Origin of the sequence: Microcoleus sp. D3_18_C4 (genome assembly GCF_036702355.1) — a bacterium.
Classification (GTDB): domain Bacteria; phylum Cyanobacteriota; class Cyanobacteriia; order Cyanobacteriales; family Microcoleaceae; genus Microcoleus.
In genome coordinates, this window is record NZ_JAUBTF010000042.1 from 39590 (window position 1) to 58358 (window position 18769).

Here is an 18769-nt window from a genome sequence, read left to right on the forward strand (position 1 = left end):
TCTTGCCCGTTCTTATGTGCAAGCGTTAATTTTTTTCTATGCCAAAGCCACAGAAGGAGAAGAATTTCTCAGAAAACTCAGCAATTCTCGATTCACCGTTTGCGGCGCTTCCTGCTGAATCCAGTGACCACAGTGAGGAACTAATTTTAACTTAAACGGAGCCGTAATTAATCTGTCTAAACCTTCTACAAGTTTGTGGCTCAAAAACGCATCTTCTTCTCCCCAAAGCACCAAAGTAGGCACTGTCACAGGTTCTAATTTCTGCCCCAAATTCCAAAGCCTCTGCGGATGAAACATCTGCCGGTAATAATTGATAGCGGCGGCTAATACTCCCGGCTTTTCTAAAGCAGTCTGATAAATCTTAGTTTCCTCAGCGCTAAAAGCTCCTTTGCGAACAGCTTGTCCTTGGAAAACATTGTGCACAAAATCTTTCAAGTTTTGCCGGATCAACCATTCGGGAATGCCGGGGACTTGAAACGCCAAAACGTACCAACTGCGGCGGATTTGATCTAAATTGCTCGCCATTTCCTGCGCGAATCGCTGCGGGTGCGGAGCGTTTAAAATTGCCAAGCGGTTGAGTTGTTCGGGGAATTTTTGAGCTAAGTGCCACGCAATCGCCCCTCCCCAATCATGACCTACAACGTGAGCTTTTGTATAACCGAGGCTCGAAATCAAACCGCGAATATCCGCGCTCAGCGTATCTAAATCATAGCCGCTTTCCGGCTTGTCGGAATCGTTGTAGCCCCGCAAATCTGGCACTACCACCTTGAAATGACGGGCTAAAGCAGGGATTTGATGACGCCAAGAGTACCAAAACTCTGGAAACCCATGCAGGAGGAGAACGAGCTCGCCTTCTCCTTGAGAAACGCAGTGGAGGCGGATGTTATTGGTTTCGACAAAGATGTGTTGCTGTTCGGAATCTAAAGAATTCATAGTTGGAAAGTTAGACTTATTTTCGGGAAGTACACAACCCGCCGACTGGTAGCAGGCTAAAACTTCCCAATGGTGTTAATTTTTCTACTTTTATTGTAGCTGCTTTTCGGTTCCCGTCGGTGCAATCTAATGAAACTTAAAACTTGTAGGGTTTTTGGGTGCCCTGTCTTTTAGGTGTAACTTAGGTGTAACTACTGAGGTTAACTTTCTCACCTTAAATCTGTTGTTTTAACAGCGGCGCAAGCGATTCAATAATAGCACAATTTCGTCAGTTGCCGATCGCATTTTTGCAGTCGATAGGTCAGATTGATTGACGATAATGCTAAACACCAGTGGCTCGTAATTCGGAACTTCGATATATCCCGACAGCGCCGAAACTCCGCTCATAGTTCCTGTTTTTGCTTGCAAAATTACGCGGTTTGGTGTAATATTAAAGCGATTTTTCAAAGTGCCGCTCTCGCCAGCGATCGACAGTGACTGGCGGTAAATCGATGCAGCAGGTGAATTAGCCATCAATCTCAAAGTTTCCACCAAGGCTTCTGGAGTAATTAAATTGTGCCGAGACAAGCCGGAACCGTCGGCTAATATGTAGCTGTTTGGATTTACTCCTAATTGAGTTAAAACTGCCTTTAGCTCTTTCAAACCGCTTTCACCTGTATCCTCTTGTGGCACAGGCATCTTGTCTGTAACTTTTCCCAGCAATCTCAATAAAACTTCTGCATAAAGATTGTTGCTTACGCGATTAGTTTCTCTCACCAATTCCGCCAGCGGCGGCGATTCAACGGTCGCTAATTCTTGATTTAAATTGCGAGAAGCCGATGCAACTAAAGCCTGTTTAACAGGAATTCCCTCTGCTGCCAGGGCTTGTTGAAAATACTGCAAAAAATTATTAGCGGGGTTGACAACTGCGACATAAGCTGATTCAGGTTCGCCACCAACTTTCAACTGTCCGCCCAGTCGAATTATAGGTCGATCGAACTCCCGGCCAACTTCAATAAACTCGGATTCGTTTTGAGCGACGGTAACAGTATTGTTCTGAACTTGCCACTGATTTGCCAGCTTTGGTTCGGCAAAAGTAACTTTCAGAGGTTGCCCAAGAGCCTGCGGGGACAATAGAAGGTCGATCGCGTTTTGATTGAAAATTAAACTGTTAATCGGCGCTCCATAGCCTGCTTGCGCGTCTTCCCATTCCCAATTCGGATTAACTGCACTGCCTTGAAAATAACTGTCATCGCCAATCAACTGGTTAACTTGACTGATTCCCCGCTGCTTCAACTGCTGCGCCAAGGATTTCAACTGAGGCTCAGCAATGCTCGGATCTCCCCTGCCGGCAACGTACAAACTGCCATTTTCGCCGCTGTAAACCGATGTCTTAATCCGAAAATCTGCACCGAGTTTCTGCAAAGCAGCGGCTGTAGTTAGCAGCTTGGCATTTGATGCTGGAATAAAATATTTTTGGGCGTCGCGGCTGTAGAGAGTAGTAGTAGAAGATAGAGGTTGAATCAAAATGCCCCAGCGCGATCGACTAAATTCGGGACGGTTGGCGATCGCATCTACTTGCGCCCCCAATTCCCCAGGACAAATATCCCCAGCAACCGCCGACGTTTGAGCAGCAACCGCCGATGGACGCCCCAGAATTAGGACTAACAAACTAAGCGCAATTCCTTGGATTTTCAAAGTGCCAGTTCCTTAACAATAACTATTAAAATTAGATGCGCCCGATCTTGGAAGTTTCACCGAATCAAGTCAATATTAATAATAATAACGCGCATGAATTCTCGGATTGAATAGCGCCTCTACAGGTTTTCCCCCTTTGAGGTGCCCTTCCACAATTAACACTACATCACTCGGTTTAACTCGACAATACCAAATTTCGTCTGGGGTAACTCGTACAGTTGGGCCAGTGGTGCACTGTCCCTGACAGCTAGTAGCCTCAACTTTCACCCCTGCAACTTGTTGAGCTTCAAAAGCAGCTAGCACTGCTGCTGAACCATTTTTCAGGCAAGATTGATACTGGCAAACCAATACACAGCGCGCTTCTGGTTGGGATTCTGGTTCTGTGGCTGGAGATTCTGGCATTGGTAAGGATTTATCCGCTCTTTAAGATATCTTAACAATCTTGTCAGACCGATCGCCCGCTGGAGTCCGGCAAACGGCAGAATTTTATAGTGCGATCGAAAAAAACACTAAAATTCTGGGATTCAAACTTTTTCCTTCTTTCCTACCTTCAAACCAATCCTTTCAGCAGAGCTGCCTTTCTTCAGTCTGTGTCACGCTTTGCCTATATGATCGATTTATAGAGATAACTCAATCAACCGCTAATCATGCCAAAAACAGTAGCCGATGTAATGAGCCGCGAGCCGATTTTGGCGCGACCCGAAATGCCCTTGAACGAAGCGATTAAAATTTTAGCCGATCGACGCATTAGCGGTCTTCCCGTCGTAGATGAGAATGACTTGTTGGTAGGAGTCATCTCCGAAACCGACTTGATGTGGCGGGAAACCGGCGTAACTCCGCCCGCTTATATCATGGTGCTCGACAGCGTGATTTATTTGGAAAATCCCTCTCGTTACGAGCGAGAACTCCACAAGGCTTTAGGACAAACAGTAGGAGAAGCGATGAGTAAAGAACCAGTTACCATTGAACCCGACAAATCTGTCCAAGAAGCTGCCAAACTGATGCACGATCGCAGCATCCACCGATTGCCAGTGCTTGATACTGCAGGAAAAGTAATCGGCATCCTCACTAGGGGAGATATTATCCGAGCGATGGCGGCGGAGTCTTAATTAACTTTTGCAGTTCCAGGAGTGTATCAGAAAATGAGTTGATCGCTCCTTAAATCTCGCTTGCTTTTGGCAATTACCAATTACCAAATCTAAAATCTAAAATCTAAAATCTAAAATCCGATGAGCATTACCCCTGAGTCTGTCGAACAATTGCTGAATTCCGAGGATTTTGGCGAAAGACTGCGAGCAGTCAACCAACTGCGGCAGCTAGAACCCGCGATCGCCTATAAACTAATTCAAATTGCGATCGGCGACAAAAACGTCCGGGTTCGCTACGCAGCAGTCAGCCAATTATCAACCCTCGGCACGCAGAATCTGGCGAACGCTTTAGAGGTACTGCGAAACAGCTTGAACAACGACCCCGAACCCGACGTGCAAGCAGCAGCAGCCGATGCTTTGGGCGCATTGAAATTAACCGATGCTTTAGAAGATTTGCAGCAAGTTTATAGCAGTACCTCTGAATGGCTGGTGCAACTGAGCATCGTCGCGGCTTTGGGAGAAATGGGAGATCCGAAAGCCTTTCCAATGTTAGAAAATGCCCTGAATTCTGAAAACGAATTGATCCAAACCATTGCCATCAGCGCATTAGGTGAATTGGGAGATAAACGGGCGCTGCCGCTGCTGCTTCCCTACGCTTCCAATGCAGATTGGCAGATCCGTTACAGAGTCGCCCAAGCTTTGGGGCGGTTGGGCGGTGCAGAAGCACAGACAGCTTTGGAAATTCTCGCCAAAGATGAGGTTGAACAAGTTGCTCAGGAGGCTAAAGCCGGACCAGAAAATAGTTGGAAATCTTGAGATTGCTTTGGCGATCGCGAACAACCCTGCACGCTTGTGAATTTTGAATTAATTTAGAATTTTTTGTGAAGATTCTACTAAAAAGTCTGTTCGCGATCGCACACATATTTCAGAAACCCGGTTTCTTCCTATATTTCTTGTTCCTATCTGCAAAACTCGTAGAAACCGGGTTTCTAGCCAGCCAGCCAGCGGGCTGGTTGCGTAGCGTAAACCTTACTAATCAGGAAAAATCTAAAATCTAAAATCTAAAATTGTATTGATGCCACGGGCGATCGCGAATTCCTTGAAAACTCTCCTCAAAGTCGATCGCACTCTTCCCAATCCAAACCAGAGTCTGCCTCTTGACATCCCCACTTTGACAAAAGCTATAATTAAAATAAATACAGTAGCGGCAGGGATTAACACAATTCTTAAATTGTGTCCAGCCAGCTAGCGATCGGGGAAACTATCGTTAAGACGGTAAGCCATCTACCAGCAAAGCCAAGTCTTAAAACTCTTGATCATCCCCATGCTTGAACAACTACAAAATTCAGGTTCTCAGTCCTCGGACATTTTACCAGGAGAGCGATCTGCCTCTCAAGTCGCACCAACTCCAACCAATCAAAACTTTATTTATAGAGTTTTAGAACTTACAAACATCGAACGCAGCAAATTGAGTTTATCACCGCTAACCTTAAATACTCAGTTACTAAATGCGGCGGAAAATCACAGCCAAAACATGGCACTGCAAGACTTCTTTTCGCATACCGGAAAAGATGGTTCGTCATTCACCAGTCGCATTACTACAACGGGCTATAAGTTCTCAGCGGCAGCAGAAAATATTGCTGCTGGATCTTCTACACCCGAACAAGTTGTATCATCGTGGATGAACAGCAGCGGCCATCGCACTAACATTCTAAACCCGAATCTCAAAGAAATTGGGATTGGTTACTATTTCTTAGCCGACGATACTGGCACAGAAAATTTCAATCACTATTGGACGCAAGTTTTTGCGACTTCTCTTGACGGTAGTGTCAATCCCGCACCGACACCCACACCTACTCCCACACCTACTCCCAACACATTGGTATCGATTACTTCGCCAATACCCAATGCTATAGGGGACGGCAGCCCGACGACAGCACCCAAAAATACAGCCAGCGACGGCAATTATTTCCTCTCAGATAGTGCCGATAGTCAAATACCGACAAATGCTGCGGGATTGCCAATTTTTGCCCTTTCCGGCAAAGACAATATCACGGGGGGAGAAGGTGCTGATAGCATTAATGGAATGCAAGGTGCGGATACAATTAATGGCGCAGGCGGCAATGACAGCTTATCGGGTGGCAAAGAATCGGATTCAATTGATGGCGGTGTTGGCAATGATTTTATCAGCGGCAACAACGATAACGATCGACTAATCGGATCTGACGGTAACGATACTATTCGCGGCGGCAAAGAAGATGATATCTTAATTGGCGGTAACGGATCCGATTTGTTAGCGGGCGATCGCGGTCAAGATATGCTGACCGGCGGTGCTGGAAATGATACGTTTATCTTGGCAGGAGGTTTGTCTGCGGCGGCTACTTTAATAAGTGCAGATGTAATCGTCGATTTTGGGGCTGGGGATAACATTGGTTTGACGGACGGTATCGGGTTTGCCAACTTGACTTTTGAAGCTGTGAGTTTGCAGTTGGATGGAGGTGCAAGTGTCGCTTCTACGGCGATTAAGTCTGGCAGTAATTATTTGGGCATCGTGCAGGGTGTAAGTCAAAGTCAGCTTACATCGAGCGTTTTTGTGAATGGGTAACGGGGAATCGGTAGTGTAAAATTTCACTTAGGCAGCTTGTAAGGTGCGTCAGTTCGTAGGGATTGGATGGGTAGCCCAGATTGTCGAAGCTGACGCACCCTACTACTTCAGTTGTTATAGCAATTCTCCACAGTGTTGCTACAATTTGCATCATTACTAAGAGGGGTAACTATGAAAAAAGTAGCCGTGTTTGGCAACGCTGGAGGCGGTAAATCAACTCTCAGCAAGAGATTATCAGAAATCACTGGTTTGCCACTTTACCCTTTGGATAAGATTAAATATCAATCTGGGGGCGCTGAGGTTCCCAATGAAGAATATAAGCAGATCCATGAGAAAATTTTGGCTACTGACCGATGGATTATAGACGGTTTTGGTTGTATGGAAACCGTCTGGCTTCGACTCAACGAGGCAGATAGTCTGGTTTTTGTCGATCTGCCCCTATACGTGCATTTCTGGTGGGTGACTAAACGGCTGATTACAGGTAAGTTTATACCGCCCGAAGGCTGGCCGGAAAAGAGTCCGATCTTGAAGAGTTCAATTAATAGTTACCGCGTTCTTTGGTTGTGTCATAAGTATTTGACTCCCAGATATCGCGAGTATGTCGATCGCGCTCAAAAAACCAAAAGTGTTTATCACATCAGATCCACTGAAGAGATTTCACAATTTTTTGAATCGATATTGCAAAGGACTAATGACTGTTGACTGTTGACAGCCAGGGGAGATGCCCCAAGGATGAGTATAGGTTAAGGTTAGGCTTTAGTTTCATAGGACTCGGTTTGAAAATTCAAAGTTGGTAGGCTATCCAGCAGTCTGGTACTAGGTGCGTTGGCTTCTGAAACGGCTTTCCTAACTAATGAGCGATCGCCAAACAACAAATCTATATACTGACTCTAATCGCCTTTCTCAAAAACGTCAACGAGCGCGCCAAAAATCACCGAAATTTACTTTTTTGAAAGCTACAAATTCGCTCTGTCTTCAGCTTTTAGTCCGCTACTGATTTAATAACCATTTCTTCTTCGAGAAATAATCTATGTAGCAAGGCCGAAGCAGTGATGTAAAATATATTTTACTGTATAATTTATACGCAGTTAGGTATATCGCATCGGGAGAGGACTCGCTTGTGATTCAAAATAGACTACATACTACACAACTGTACAAGACAAAACTGTTGCCCAGCTTCTGCTCAAGTACCTCGAACTTGAGCAAGTAAATAAACTATTCGGTCTTCCAGGCGGCGCACTCACGCACCTATTAGACGAACTAAGCAAGCAACAAGATAAATTTGAGTATATCATTTGTCGCCACGAAACTGGGGCGGCTTTTATCGCTGATGGTTATGCACGGGTAACGGGAAACTTAGGGGTGGTTTTGGTAACTTCTGGCCCTGGTGCCACCAATGCTTTGACGGGAACGGTGAACGCTCACAATAGTAACTCGGCGCTGTTGACTATTACTGGGGAAGTGCCAGAAGTTTATTTTGGTAAAGGTTATCTTCAAGAAGGAATTGATGCCAATCTAGACATTGATAATATTTATCGCAGCGCCTCGCAGTACAGTGGTGTAATTACTAATGCGACCAATTTCCCAACGCTGTTTTCCCAAGCTTTACGGGATGCGCTTTCAATTCCTAACCGCGCCGCTCACATTAGCCTTCCCGACGATGTTGCTGGGAGTACGGTTAGCAATGTCCAAATTCCCAATAGCCCTGATAATTATCGCGCCATTCCCGATGCTTTTAGCCCAGGGAAAATAGAGCAAGCTTTTAAGTTGCTGTTGTCAGCGCAACTGCCGTTATTTTTCTTGGGAAATGGCTGTCGCCGCGCTTTGCAAGATGGCGATCGCCTGCGAAAATTTGTAGAGTTTGTTAACAAATTTGCCATTCCGGTGAGGACAACTCCCGACGCAAAGAGCATTTTTCCAGAAAATATCCAGTTATCGCTGCGAAATTACGGTTTGGCGGGTTGCGAGTGGCCTAAGTATTATTTAAACCCACAACTTCTCAATCCTAAATTACCACCACACTACGATGCACTGATGGTTTGGGGATCGAGTTGGGGTCAACTGGCTACTTCCAAATAGGACTCGATTTTGATTCCCAACGGGCCTTTTATTCAAGTTGACTTGAATCAAAATGCGATCGCCCGTTCTTTTCCGATTGAATTGGGAATTGTGTCGGAAGTTGGCCGCGCGATCGACTACTTGTGCGAGTTAGGTCAGCAAGTAAAAGCTGATGAAAAAGGAATTGATTTCCGCAGGCGGTTGATCGACGAAATTAAAAGTACAAAATCTCCGTTCCGCAACCCCGAAAAACGAGACTCGGAAGCTTCCCCTATTTTTCCTCAAGCGTTGATGAAGTGCATCAATGAGATGATGCCAGAAGACGGACATTTGTTTATAGATTGTGCTAACTGCGTTGGTTGGTCGGTGCATTATATTGTTGCCAATCCGCCTTTGCAAATGCACAATTCGCTGGCAATGGGGTCGATGGGTTTTGGTACTGCTGCGGTAATCGGCGGTAAAATGGGAGCGCCGTATAAAACCTGCGTTGCGATTGTTGGCGATGGTGCGTTTATGATGCACGGAAACGAAATTTCAACAGCCGCGCAATACGGCGTTGGCGCAATTTGGGTGGTCATGGACAATAACGAATTGGGGATGATTAGCCAGTACATGAACCAGTTTTGTCCTCAACCTGGAAAACCGGGATTTTGGAAAGATTATTATAAAAATGGTAATCCCAATTTGGCGCAGTTTGCCGCAGCTTTGGGTGCTGATGCTTTTGATATTTAGAGTCCTACTGAGATGAGAGAAGTATTTCCCAGAGCCATGAAAAATGCACTAGAAAATAACAAACCGCAGGTAATAGTTGCTCACATTAATAACTATGAGGTGCCACATTATTATCCACCTTCACAAAGCTGAGTGATAGGAAGATCTGGTTGTAAGTTCCCCAATTTACAGCAGATTCCACGTTTATGAAGTACACTGCGATCGCTCGCGATCCTAGTAGTAGAGACACTCCCATTGGTGTCAACTTAAGACTAAAACCCTTGAAAAATCTCGCTCATACCCGAGTTTAGATCCCCCTAAATCCCCCTTAAGAAGGGGGACTTTGAGAAGGCTCTTGTCCCCCCCTTCTTAAGGGGGGCTAGGGGGGATCTAAGTTTAATGGTCAAACAGCATTCTGTGACTGGGCTTGAAGTTAAGTTGGCACCTATGGGCTCTTGGAGTGTCCTTACCTCTGCTTTAATTATGTGTAGTAAAAATTCAAAAACCCGCCCCGTCTACTACTTGCGCTTCAGCAATAGTGCGGCTGTCTTGAGTTCAGTTCCTAAACCCAGCAATACTAGGTACTCCGTTTTAATCTCGCGATAGAAATAGGCAAGATTTACTGGAATGCTGGCCAGTGTCATGTTGGCAAATGTTTCTAAGGTTTGTAAGTATTGAGCAGGCGCGATCGCACTCGCCCAAGCATCCATTAGTACAGTCGAAGCTTGATGGGTAATCAAGGCAATGTCAGCACCCCGAATACCATGACGTTCTAACAGCCGATGGATTAATCTCGGTGGCTCTTTTTCTATAAATTCTACAAACGCTTGCTGACCAGTTGGTGTAATGTGAAAGTACGGTCTGGTGTAAATTTGTTCGGGGTTGTTTTGAAAATCGAAGGCATCAGGCGCGATCCCATCTGGCTGCATATACATACACCCATATACTTCTGTATACACCGAATTTTCAGCGTCCACTAAAGTAAATTGCGACGGAGCTCTGAACTCACCCACCACCGCTGCCCCCGCTCCATCCGCAGCACTAATACTTTGAGGCGTGTGGTAGCTGACATAGCGAGTCCAATTGCAACCACAGACAATAAGTGCGTTTCTTACTTGCCCCGCCCGTACTAGGGCATTTGCCATCAACAGCCCTGTATTAAAATTCGTGTATTCATCGTTAATCGGAAATATCCAAGTTGTGGGCGACAAACCCAGTTGTTGGTGAACTTTAGCGAGCCCATTGGGTGTGAGATACTCAGAAACCGAATCATAGCCTAGTAGCGCGTCAATCTCGCCGATGTTCAATCCTGCATCCTTTATAGCTACCAAGGCAGCCTGTACCATAAGCTCCGTCACACTTTCCCCTGGGGACAAGACACGGCGCTCCTTGTAGCCTTTAAACAAATCCTGACCCGGCACAGGATGTTGTTTGAGCCAGTCAAAAATCGGGTCATCATTAGTCCGAATCTGCGACGGTACCGCATAGCCTGTACCGATGATACCAATGCCATCATAGTTAGCCATAGTTCAACCCTCTTCTGTCACCCAATCGGGCGGTTGCAGGCCGAAGTGGTCTTGCAGTAAAATTTCGGCTGTAGATAGCGCTCCTTCCACCCACCCCTGACCATCTGAATAAGCTTCACCGCAAATATACACCGGGACATTCTCTTGCGGGTGGACGATTTGGGGGATAACTTCCCAACTTTTGGCGTGGATATTCCAGAAATTAACCGCACCGCCATAGGGATCGTCGCCCCAGTCCATGTAGACAGCGCTATAAGGTTCTGGAATTTCACTTAATCCGTGCATTTCTTTGAGCTGGCGCTGGATTTCTCTCACCATTGCCGCTGGCGCTTTGTAATGATGCCAGTCGGGGGAACCGGAGTAGTCTGAGCCATAGTAACCTGCTTTCGTCTCAAAGGGCGGTTCTTCTTTTTTGTCCCGCAGTCCTTCCCAAAAAGTGACATTGAGGGTATCGTCGTAACTTGCCAACAGCACTGAATTCTGGTTTTGTCGATCGGCTTTGAGCTGTTCTCCTTCTGTGCCCCAATAGTAACATTGCCGCACTGGTAGGTCGGTAACAGATCGCCCTTTCGTGACTTCAACCTTTTCCCACCAAGGTGTGTGGTAGGAGACAAACATTTTAAACATAGGCACTGGTGTCACCGTGCGGATCAGTGTTTGAACTTTACGGTTTCGTGGATCTAAAACCTCGCCTGTCGGATCTAGTAGTTCCAGGGAGCGTCGTGGCATCGCTAAGATTAAGGCGCGAGCGAAGATTTCTATGGTTTCACCTGGTTGATTTTGCGAGATGAGACTCCTTTTGACACCGCTGCTACCATCGGGCAACTCTGCTGCTGCAAAGGATTTGAGTCGGTGTTCCAGATAAACTTCTCCGCCTGATTGGACGAATTGTTGGCAGATTTCTAAAGGTATTGGTTCGTAACCTTTAACTATCGCTTTGTAAGTTACATCCGGTGTGAAGTCGCAGTTTAATAAGATGGTGTCGGCGGCGTTCCAGTTTAAGACGGTGGTATCGTAGCCGCCTGCTTGGTAGGCTCAGGTGTAAGCTTCGTGGGAGAGCGATCGTGCCAACAAATTCCAGAAGCCCCAATTGTAGAGATGTTTGCCCTCAAATTTATGAGTTCTCACAAAATGCCGCAATTCTTCCCCATGTAGTTTGCTAATTCCGGGCATAAGCTGTTCGAGGGCAAAACCAATAAAATTGCTGGGATCTATCCCTTGTTCGGCACTTTTGAGGGCATAGGGCACCAGTTTCGGATCGGTAAGTTGAGAAAGGCGTAGGTGTTGGCCTCGCAAATAAGCGATGTTTTCAGGTTCGCTGACGTATAAAGGGCGGGTTTCTAGTTTAAGTTTATTTTCAACTAGCGATCGCACCAGTTTTTGCGATGACATATAACGCATCCCGCCCAATTCGCAGCGGGTGTTTGGCATTCCCGGTGGAGTTACCGATAGCAATCGCCCACCGATGCGGTGGCTACCTTCAAACACGGCAATTTTCAGCCGATCTTCTCCTCGCTTTGAGAGCATTTGTTCGAGTCGTTCGGATTTTTGAGTTTGGCTAGTCATTAGTCGCCAAGCGCTGTAAACTCCTGATACACCGCCGCCAACGATCGCCACGTCGAGTATTTCGTCTTTCAACATTACATTTACTCTTTTTCTTCCTGGGTATTTATAGTTTGTAGGGCAGAGCCTCAAAAATTTCCAAAGATTATTTTTTCTTTATAATTAACCCTAAACGTAAACAACTTACCGATCGCTACTTCTGTTTAATCACGACTATGGTGATATCATCGTAAACCTTTTGCTTGCCAATATGTCGCCGCACATCTGCGATCGCAGCTTCTTTAATAGCTTCGGCCGATTCTTCCCTACACTCGCAGACAACTTCAATAAGTCGTTCTAAACCGTATTGTTCGCGATCCATATCAAACGCTTCTGTAATCCCATCGGTATAGAGAACCACAACATCTCCTGAATGCAACTCAATATCTGTCGAACTCACAAAATCAGCTATATCCGGTTCTAACGCAATGATAAATCCCAAATCCATTGTATCAATTTGCTCCACTTCGCCATCAGCGCGCACGATAATTACTTCCTCATGCTGTCCGCTCAAACGCAGGATATTATCTTGATAATCCAGCAAAGCTAGCGTCATATTTTTCTCACAACTCATCCGAGTTGCGTTGTCAAAAAGCGTCCGATTCACAATATTTAAAAAATTCACAGGATCGGCTTCATTATTGGTTAATAAAGTACGGATAGCCGTTTGTGCCATAATCATTAACACGCCACTTTCTAACCCGTGTCCCGTTACGTCACCAATGCCAATTTTGACGCTACCATTGTGTTGCAGCACGTCATAATAATCGCCTCCTACTTCATCGGCTGGTTCCATAAAACCAGCAATTTCTAACCCTTCAACTTGGCTGAGTTCCTGTTCCCTTGGCAACAGCATTTTCTGTAGGCGGCGCGTCACATCTAGTTCTGCACTCATGCGAATATTATCTGCTTTCAGTCGTTCGTTGAGTACAGTAATTTCCTGATTGGCTTCCGCAAGGTGAGAGTTAGCTTCAGCTAATTGAGCCGTGCGTTCCTCTACTTTTTGTTCCAAAGTTTGATAAAGTAGTGCATTTTCCAGAGAAATAGCAGCTTGGGAAGAAATGATTTTCAAAACTTCTAACCTGTCTGTAGTAAAAGCACTTGTTGCTAAATTATTTTCTAAATATAGAATGCCGATTAATTTACCTTGATTGAGGATCGCATTGCACGAAATTGACTTGGGGCTATTTTCTAATACATAAGGATCTTTCGTAAATAATCCCTCATTAACAGCATCATTTAAAACCACATCTAACTGAGTTCTAGTCACATAGTTGACTACAGTTATTGGCAACAAATTACTATGGCTAATTGGCACAGATTGCAGGACGCTAACTTCATTGTTTGCAATTTCTAAAGCCGCTTCTATTTTTAATTCACCGCGATCGAACAATAAAAGAAAACCTTTTTGCGCGCCGGCATTTTCAATGGCAAGTTTAATCAGCTTTGATAGCAACTTTTCCAGGACAATTTCACCAGAAATGGCTTGAGCAGCCCTCATTACTGTGGCAAAATCTAATACCTGAGAACTGTTGCTGCCACTGGTAGTGCGGCTAGATAAAGTAGTTCTCGTTGTTGATTCAGAGGTTCTTGGCTGCAAGTACGGGTAAGCTTTCTCTAAATGTTGAAGCTTGTGTTTAGCGCCCCATAGTTGATAGCAATAATGAGCTTTTTTCATATAAATTTCGCCAATCTCTTCTCTTCCTAAAGCCAGATAAAATTCTGCAGCTCGTTCGTAAGAGATTGCTTCTTCCTGGGTGTATAATCCTTTTCTAGCTCCTTTAATAGCGCAGTCATAATCTGCCATCGCTTTAGAAATATCTCCTGTAACTCGCGCTTGTTCTGCTGCTACTAGATCGTATTTATGCTGAAAATTCATCGGGGCATTATCTGCCCATACTTTCATTTTTTCTTGATTGCTAACTACTTTTTCGAGGTACTGCTCTTTTTCTGCATTAGCGGCGACAGGATAAAGTGATAGGCGGTTTAAAGAGTCGTAAAAATAAAAATTTGGTACGGAAAAAATTCCCGTTAAACCATCTAAATAAGGTTCACCTTTGATCGCATTCTCTAAAGCTTGCGGGTAATCTTTAAATATATAGCATAGAATAAGTTGCATAATATAGACATAAGCAGTACCAGCGCGGTCGCCCATTTCTAAACATTCAGCAAGAAATGCTTCCTCGTTGCAAACTTCACCATCTAACCTACAGGGATTGTCACAGGGAGAAAGCAAGTTAAGCACCGCTTGCCAAGTCATGCGATTATATTTAATAGATGTTTTTTGCTTGATGTCTGCCATTGCTTTGTCATAGATAGCTATCTCCCTTTCTACAGATACTAATTCCATGCCACTCAAATATAAGTATTGACATCTAACATTAGCAGCTTCACCTGCAAAAGAAAAATCTCCCATGACAATCCCGCTTTGATATCCCGCTAAGAAAATATCAAAACACTCCCTGATATGAGCCTTTACGTGAATTGTGAATCCAGCCACCAAATGAAATGTTTTAGCTTTAACTTCCACAAAATTTAACTGCTGTAATACACGCATAGCTAGTTGACCATATTGATAGGAACTCTCCATATCTTGGAATCCACCGTTTAAGATTACGCCTAAGCCAGCGTAGCCAAAGGGAGAGTTATTTGTGTTTCCATACTTAATAGATAAATTTACCATTTGGCAGGCTATCAAAGGTAGCAGCGCCGGAGCAACTTGATAAGCAGGGGCGAAGAGAGATGATAATATCCGCATGGCTGCTTGCGGAGCAGGTTCTACCATCAAAGGTAGGTCAATTAAATCTTCTATTTTTCGTCCGCTTAAGGCAGCATTTGTAGTCGCCATTGCTTGCTGAATGTCGGATAAATTAGGAGCTTCTGGTAAATCAACTCCTAAAAGTTTCAGGACATCAATACCGAGTTTAACTAATTCTACTCGTCTTGATTGTGTCGTGAGTGCCGCAATTTTTGTTTCATAGATTCCGGCACTATCTAGGAGGGTTTTAGCTTGTTGCAAGGCCACCGCAGCTAAGTTTTCCATGCGGTCAAATTCGCCAACTAGCTGTGCAGCTTTTGCCGCTTCTGCATACAATTTTACTGTCAGATTATAGTCGGTTTGCCAACTTGCTTCGGCTAACAGTTCAATGCCAAAGGTTAAATATTTGAAAGCTGATTCGTAGGCGGCTGATGCTAAGGCTTTTTGACCTGCGATCGCATTTAACTCGGCTAGTTCATTTTTTTCTGATTGGTTATCAATTAATTGAGGATCGAAGTTGAGTTGATTGACGATATCAAAAATTTTTTCTTCTCTTTGAGAAAAAGGGGTATTTTGTAATAAACTTCGTCCTACTTGTTGGTGAACGAGGGATTTTTGCCGATCGGGAATTAAGGAATAAGCTGCTTGTTGAACTCGGTCGTGAATAAATTTGTATTCCACAATTAACTCTGCTTTTAAATCTAAAGGTGTCACCTCTAATTCTACTGACTTGTAGGTATCGCTCAGAGGTACAATTAGCCCTTCGACTGTGGCATTCCGCAAAGATAAGGCCACTTCTGTTAGGGAATTTTCAATGCTGTTAGCTAAAATCTTGAGGTCAAATTGGTTGCCAATGCAAGCAGCTACTTTCAAAACTTCTTGGGTGGCTTCCGGTAATTTTGTAATTTTTCCTGCCATCAATTCAACAACGTTATCGGTAAAACCTCGCTCTTTAATTTGTTCTAAGTTCCATTGCCAACTAACTTGTTGGATATTAAATGTCAATAATTTTTCAGCATACATCGACTTCAAAAATTCATTAACAAAAAAGGGATTTCCCTGGGTTTTGGCAATAACTAATTTAGTCAGGGGTAGGCTGCGCTCGCGCTCGCATTTAAGAGTATCAACAATTAATTGATTGATATGAACTTCTTTCAATGCCGAGATCCTGATAGAATTAACTGTCGTACCGTTTTTCCTAATTTCATCAATAGTTATCATTAATGGGTGACTCGGACTAACTTCATTATCCCGATAAGCTCCTAAAAAAAATAGATATTCGCTTTCTGCTGCTGTCATTAAAAGCTGCATAAGTTTTAGGGAAGCCCCATCAGCCCACTGCAAATCATCAATGAACATTACTAGGGGATGCTCTTTTTGAGCAAATACTCGGATGAATTTTTGAAAGACAAAATTGAAGCGGTTTTGGGCTTCGGCAGGCGGCAAGGATACTACTTCAGGTTGCTTGCCTGCAATCATTTCTACTTCGGGAATAACTTCGACAATAATGCCGCCATTTTCCCCTAAAGCTGCGTTGATTTTTTCTTTCCACTGTTCCAGTTGAGATTCCGTTTCAGTTAATAGTTGCCGCACTAATTCCTGAAAGGCTTTGATCGCAGCCCAGTAGGGAATATTGCGCTGGTATTGCTCGAATTTACCTGAAATAAAATAACCCTTTTGTTTGGTAATTGGTTTATAAATTTCTTGCACTAGAGATGACTTGCCGATACCGGAATAACCCGCTACAAGCATCATTTCAACCGCCCGTTTCCCTGAACTCGCGACCTCAATATTTTCTCCTGCTACGCGCTCAAAAGCTGCTAGTAAGGTTTCAACTTCTTGTTCTCTGCCGTAGAGTTTTTGGGAAATTTGAAATTTATCTAAAATATCTTGACGACCTAAAGGAAATTCTGATATGCTACCGAAAGATTGTAGTTGCGTGAGACATTCTTCTAAATCAGCTTTAATTCCCCAAGCACTTTGGTATCTTTGCTCCGCAGTTTTGGCTAACAATTTCATTACGAGGTCTGAGACAACTTTAGGTATTTCTGGATTAATTTGATGGGGTGGAGTTGGCTGTTTGGCAATGTGGTAGTGAACTAATTCTAGTGCATCTGTGCTCTCAAATGGCAGTTGATGGGTAAGGAGTTCGTAGAAGGTTGCACCGAGGGAATAAAAGTCTGTCCGGTAATCTAAACTGCGGTTCATTCTGCCAGTTTGTTCTGGTGACATATAGGCAAGAGTGCCTTCTAAGACATTGGGATTTTTCAGAGTGGTGCTTTCGCGGGTTAAAACTGTTGATAGACCAAAATCTATGATTTTGACTTGCCCCGTTTCTGGGTTAAGAACAATATTAGAGGGGTTGATGTCTTTATGAATAATATTGGTCGCATGGATTTCACCTAAAATAGCGGTGATATTGACTGCCATTTCCAAAAATTGAAGCAGGGAAAATTTATGTTCAGTGATTAATATACTGAGTGACGATCCGCCAAAATCTTCTAAACTCATTACCAGGGTATTCTGATAATTTTCTAAACTGTAAACTTTGGCGACTCCATCAATATTTAAGCTGCGGTTGATTTCATATTCTTGTTTGTAGCGAGTGAGTTGGGCTGGGGTGGGATAGTCCGCTTTGAGAACCTTAAGCATAACTGGTGTCTCACCCTCAAGCTGAATTCCCCGATAAACAAGGGAGTTAAAGCTTTCATGGATTTGGGCGGTGATTTTGTAGTTTGTTAGGGTAATCATAGGGGGAATGGGGAATGGGGAATGGGGAATGGGGAATGGGGAATAACAAATAACAACTGACTAATGACTAATAACTAATGACTACTGACTAATTGATGCTACAGCCGATCGCAAATTCCCTTGAAACTCGCCCAAAATTCGATCGCACTCTTCCTTCTCCAAATTAGTCCAGTGCATCATCAAAGCTAATTTAACCGACTTGCCACTTTTTTCGAGCAAAAAACCCGCCTCATCCCGGTTCAAATCAGTCAAATCCTGCAACATCCGCACAGCCCGATCGCGCAATTTCTTATTAGTCACCGCCACATCAACCATCCGATTGCCGTAAACCTTCCCCAGCTTCACCATTACCCCAGTCGAAATGATATTCAAAGCCATTTTTGTTACTGTACCGGCTTTCAAGCGCGTCGAACCCGCCACTACCTCCGGGCCAACCAACAACCGAATATCAACATCAGCCTCAAAATTGACTTGTTCGACGGGTACGCAGGCCATAAACACAGTTTTCGCCCCCCGCTGGCGTGCCGCCTGCAAAGCGCCCGCGACAAACGGCGTCGTACCTCCAGCCGTAATCCCCACAACCACATCTAAGTTGGTAATGTGACGGTGGGCGATCGCCTCAGCCCCATCCTCAGCCCGATCCTCCAAATCCTCCGAACTCCGCACCAAAGCCCCCGCACCCCCGGCAATTATGCCCTGTACGAGTTCTGGTGGCGTGCAGAAGGTGGGGGGACACTCGGCCGCATCCAGCACCCCCAAACGCCCGGAAGTACCCGCACCGACGTAAAACAGGCGACCTCCTTGACGCAGAGACTCGGCTGCAATGTCGATCGCTTGGGCTAACTGTTCGCGGGCACGGGCGATCGCGCTTAAGGTTTGGGCGTCTTCCCGGTTGAACAAGTCCACTAATTCGATCGAACTGAGTTGGTCTAAATTCTCGCTGTTGGCATTCACCTGTTCAGTCAGCAGATGGCCCCGTTCTTCCAAATTCTTCATTTTTTGTTAGTTGTTAATTGTCAGTTGTCGGCTAGTCCGTGGAGGGGGTAGGCACGGGGACACT

General features: G+C 44.7%; 15 protein-coding genes and 1 pseudogene. 7 read left to right on the plus strand and 9 right to left on the minus strand.

Going from position 1 to position 18769, the window contains the following annotated elements; translation table 11 throughout:
- Positions 1–36: 36 nt before the first annotated feature.
- The 3 genes from QUA90_RS20045 to QUA90_RS20055 all read right to left on the minus strand — a co-directional run bounded on the left by QUA90_RS20045 (position 37) and on the right by QUA90_RS20055 (position 3012).
- Positions 37–933 (minus strand): alpha/beta hydrolase, encoded by an 897-nt coding sequence (locus tag QUA90_RS20045; RefSeq protein WP_333447329.1) that lies wholly within the window; start codon positions 931–933, stop codon positions 37–39.
- Between the two features lie 228 nt (positions 934–1161).
- Positions 1162–2604, minus strand: coding sequence for a D-alanyl-D-alanine carboxypeptidase/D-alanyl-D-alanine endopeptidase (gene dacB, locus QUA90_RS20050; protein ID WP_445300127.1), 1443 nt, complete (start codon positions 2602–2604; stop codon positions 1162–1164).
- Positions 2605–2685: 81 nt separating this feature from the next.
- A complete protein-coding gene (locus QUA90_RS20055; RefSeq protein WP_333447333.1) occupies positions 2686–3012 on the minus strand; it encodes a (2Fe-2S) ferredoxin domain-containing protein in 327 nt (108 codons plus the stop codon).
- Positions 3013–3257: 245 nt separating this feature from the next.
- On the opposite strand from QUA90_RS20055, the gene QUA90_RS20060 reads away from it, so the two are divergent.
- A complete protein-coding gene (locus tag QUA90_RS20060) occupies positions 3258–3719 on the plus strand; it encodes a CBS domain-containing protein (RefSeq protein ID WP_333447335.1) in 462 nt (153 codons plus the stop codon).
- A 120-nt stretch (positions 3720–3839) separates the two neighbouring features.
- A complete protein-coding gene (nblB, locus tag QUA90_RS20065) occupies positions 3840–4514 on the plus strand; it encodes a phycobilisome degradation protein NblB (protein ID WP_333447336.1) in 675 nt (224 codons plus the stop codon).
- Between the two features lie 231 nt (positions 4515–4745).
- Here the strand turns inward: nblB and QUA90_RS20070 are convergent, their stop codons facing one another.
- Complete coding sequence (locus QUA90_RS20070; protein ID WP_333447338.1) at positions 4746–4919, minus strand: hypothetical protein; 174 nt, start codon at positions 4917–4919, stop codon at positions 4746–4748.
- A 103-nt stretch (positions 4920–5022) separates the two neighbouring features.
- On the opposite strand from QUA90_RS20070, the gene QUA90_RS20075 reads away from it, so the two are divergent.
- From QUA90_RS20075 to QUA90_RS20095, 5 genes and pseudogenes are all read left to right on the plus strand, one after another.
- Positions 5023–6303, plus strand: a complete 1281-nt coding sequence (locus QUA90_RS20075; protein ID WP_333330506.1) for a CAP domain-containing protein — start codon at positions 5023–5025, stop codon at positions 6301–6303.
- Positions 6304–6474: 171 nt separating this feature from the next.
- Entirely contained in the window at positions 6475–7005 is a 531-nt protein-coding gene (locus tag QUA90_RS20080) for an adenylate kinase (protein ID WP_333447340.1), read from the plus strand.
- A 474-nt stretch (positions 7006–7479) separates the two neighbouring features.
- Positions 7480–7803, plus strand: a pseudogene (locus QUA90_RS20085) (thiamine pyrophosphate-binding protein); the annotation flags it as partial.
- A gap of 249 nt (positions 7804–8052) precedes the next feature.
- Entirely contained in the window at positions 8053–8382 is a 330-nt protein-coding gene (locus QUA90_RS20090) for a hypothetical protein (protein ID WP_333447358.1), read from the plus strand.
- A gap of 9 nt (positions 8383–8391) precedes the next feature.
- Positions 8392–9093, plus strand: a complete 702-nt coding sequence (locus QUA90_RS20095; RefSeq protein WP_333447341.1) for a thiamine pyrophosphate-dependent enzyme — start codon at positions 8392–8394, stop codon at positions 9091–9093.
- 497 nt (positions 9094–9590) lie between these two features.
- On the opposite strand, the gene QUA90_RS20100 is transcribed toward QUA90_RS20095, so the two are convergent.
- The 5 genes from QUA90_RS20100 to murQ all read right to left on the minus strand — a co-directional run bounded on the left by QUA90_RS20100 (position 9591) and on the right by murQ (position 18705).
- The gene (locus tag QUA90_RS20100) at positions 9591–10598 is read right to left on the minus strand and encodes a 3-oxoacyl-[acyl-carrier-protein] synthase III C-terminal domain-containing protein (protein WP_333447343.1); all 1008 of its coding nucleotides are present in this window, start codon (positions 10596–10598) and stop codon (positions 9591–9593) included.
- Between the two features lie 3 nt (positions 10599–10601).
- Positions 10602–11576: an FAD-dependent oxidoreductase gene (locus QUA90_RS20105; RefSeq protein ID WP_333447360.1), complete on the minus strand. Its 975-nt coding sequence runs from the start codon at positions 11574–11576 to the stop codon at positions 10602–10604.
- A 57-nt stretch (positions 11577–11633) separates the two neighbouring features.
- The gene (locus QUA90_RS20110; protein ID WP_333447345.1) at positions 11634–12239 is read right to left on the minus strand and encodes an NAD(P)-binding protein; all 606 of its coding nucleotides are present in this window, start codon (positions 12237–12239) and stop codon (positions 11634–11636) included.
- Positions 12240–12354: 115 nt separating this feature from the next.
- Positions 12355–17709 carry an AAA family ATPase gene (locus tag QUA90_RS20115; RefSeq protein WP_333447347.1) on the minus strand — a complete coding sequence of 1785 codons (5355 nt, stop codon included), beginning with the start codon at positions 17707–17709 and terminating at the stop codon, positions 12355–12357.
- 81 nt (positions 17710–17790) lie between these two features.
- Entirely contained in the window at positions 17791–18705 is a 915-nt protein-coding gene (gene murQ / locus QUA90_RS20120; RefSeq protein WP_333447349.1) for an N-acetylmuramic acid 6-phosphate etherase, read from the minus strand.
- Between the last annotated feature and the right edge of the window lie 64 nt (positions 18706–18769).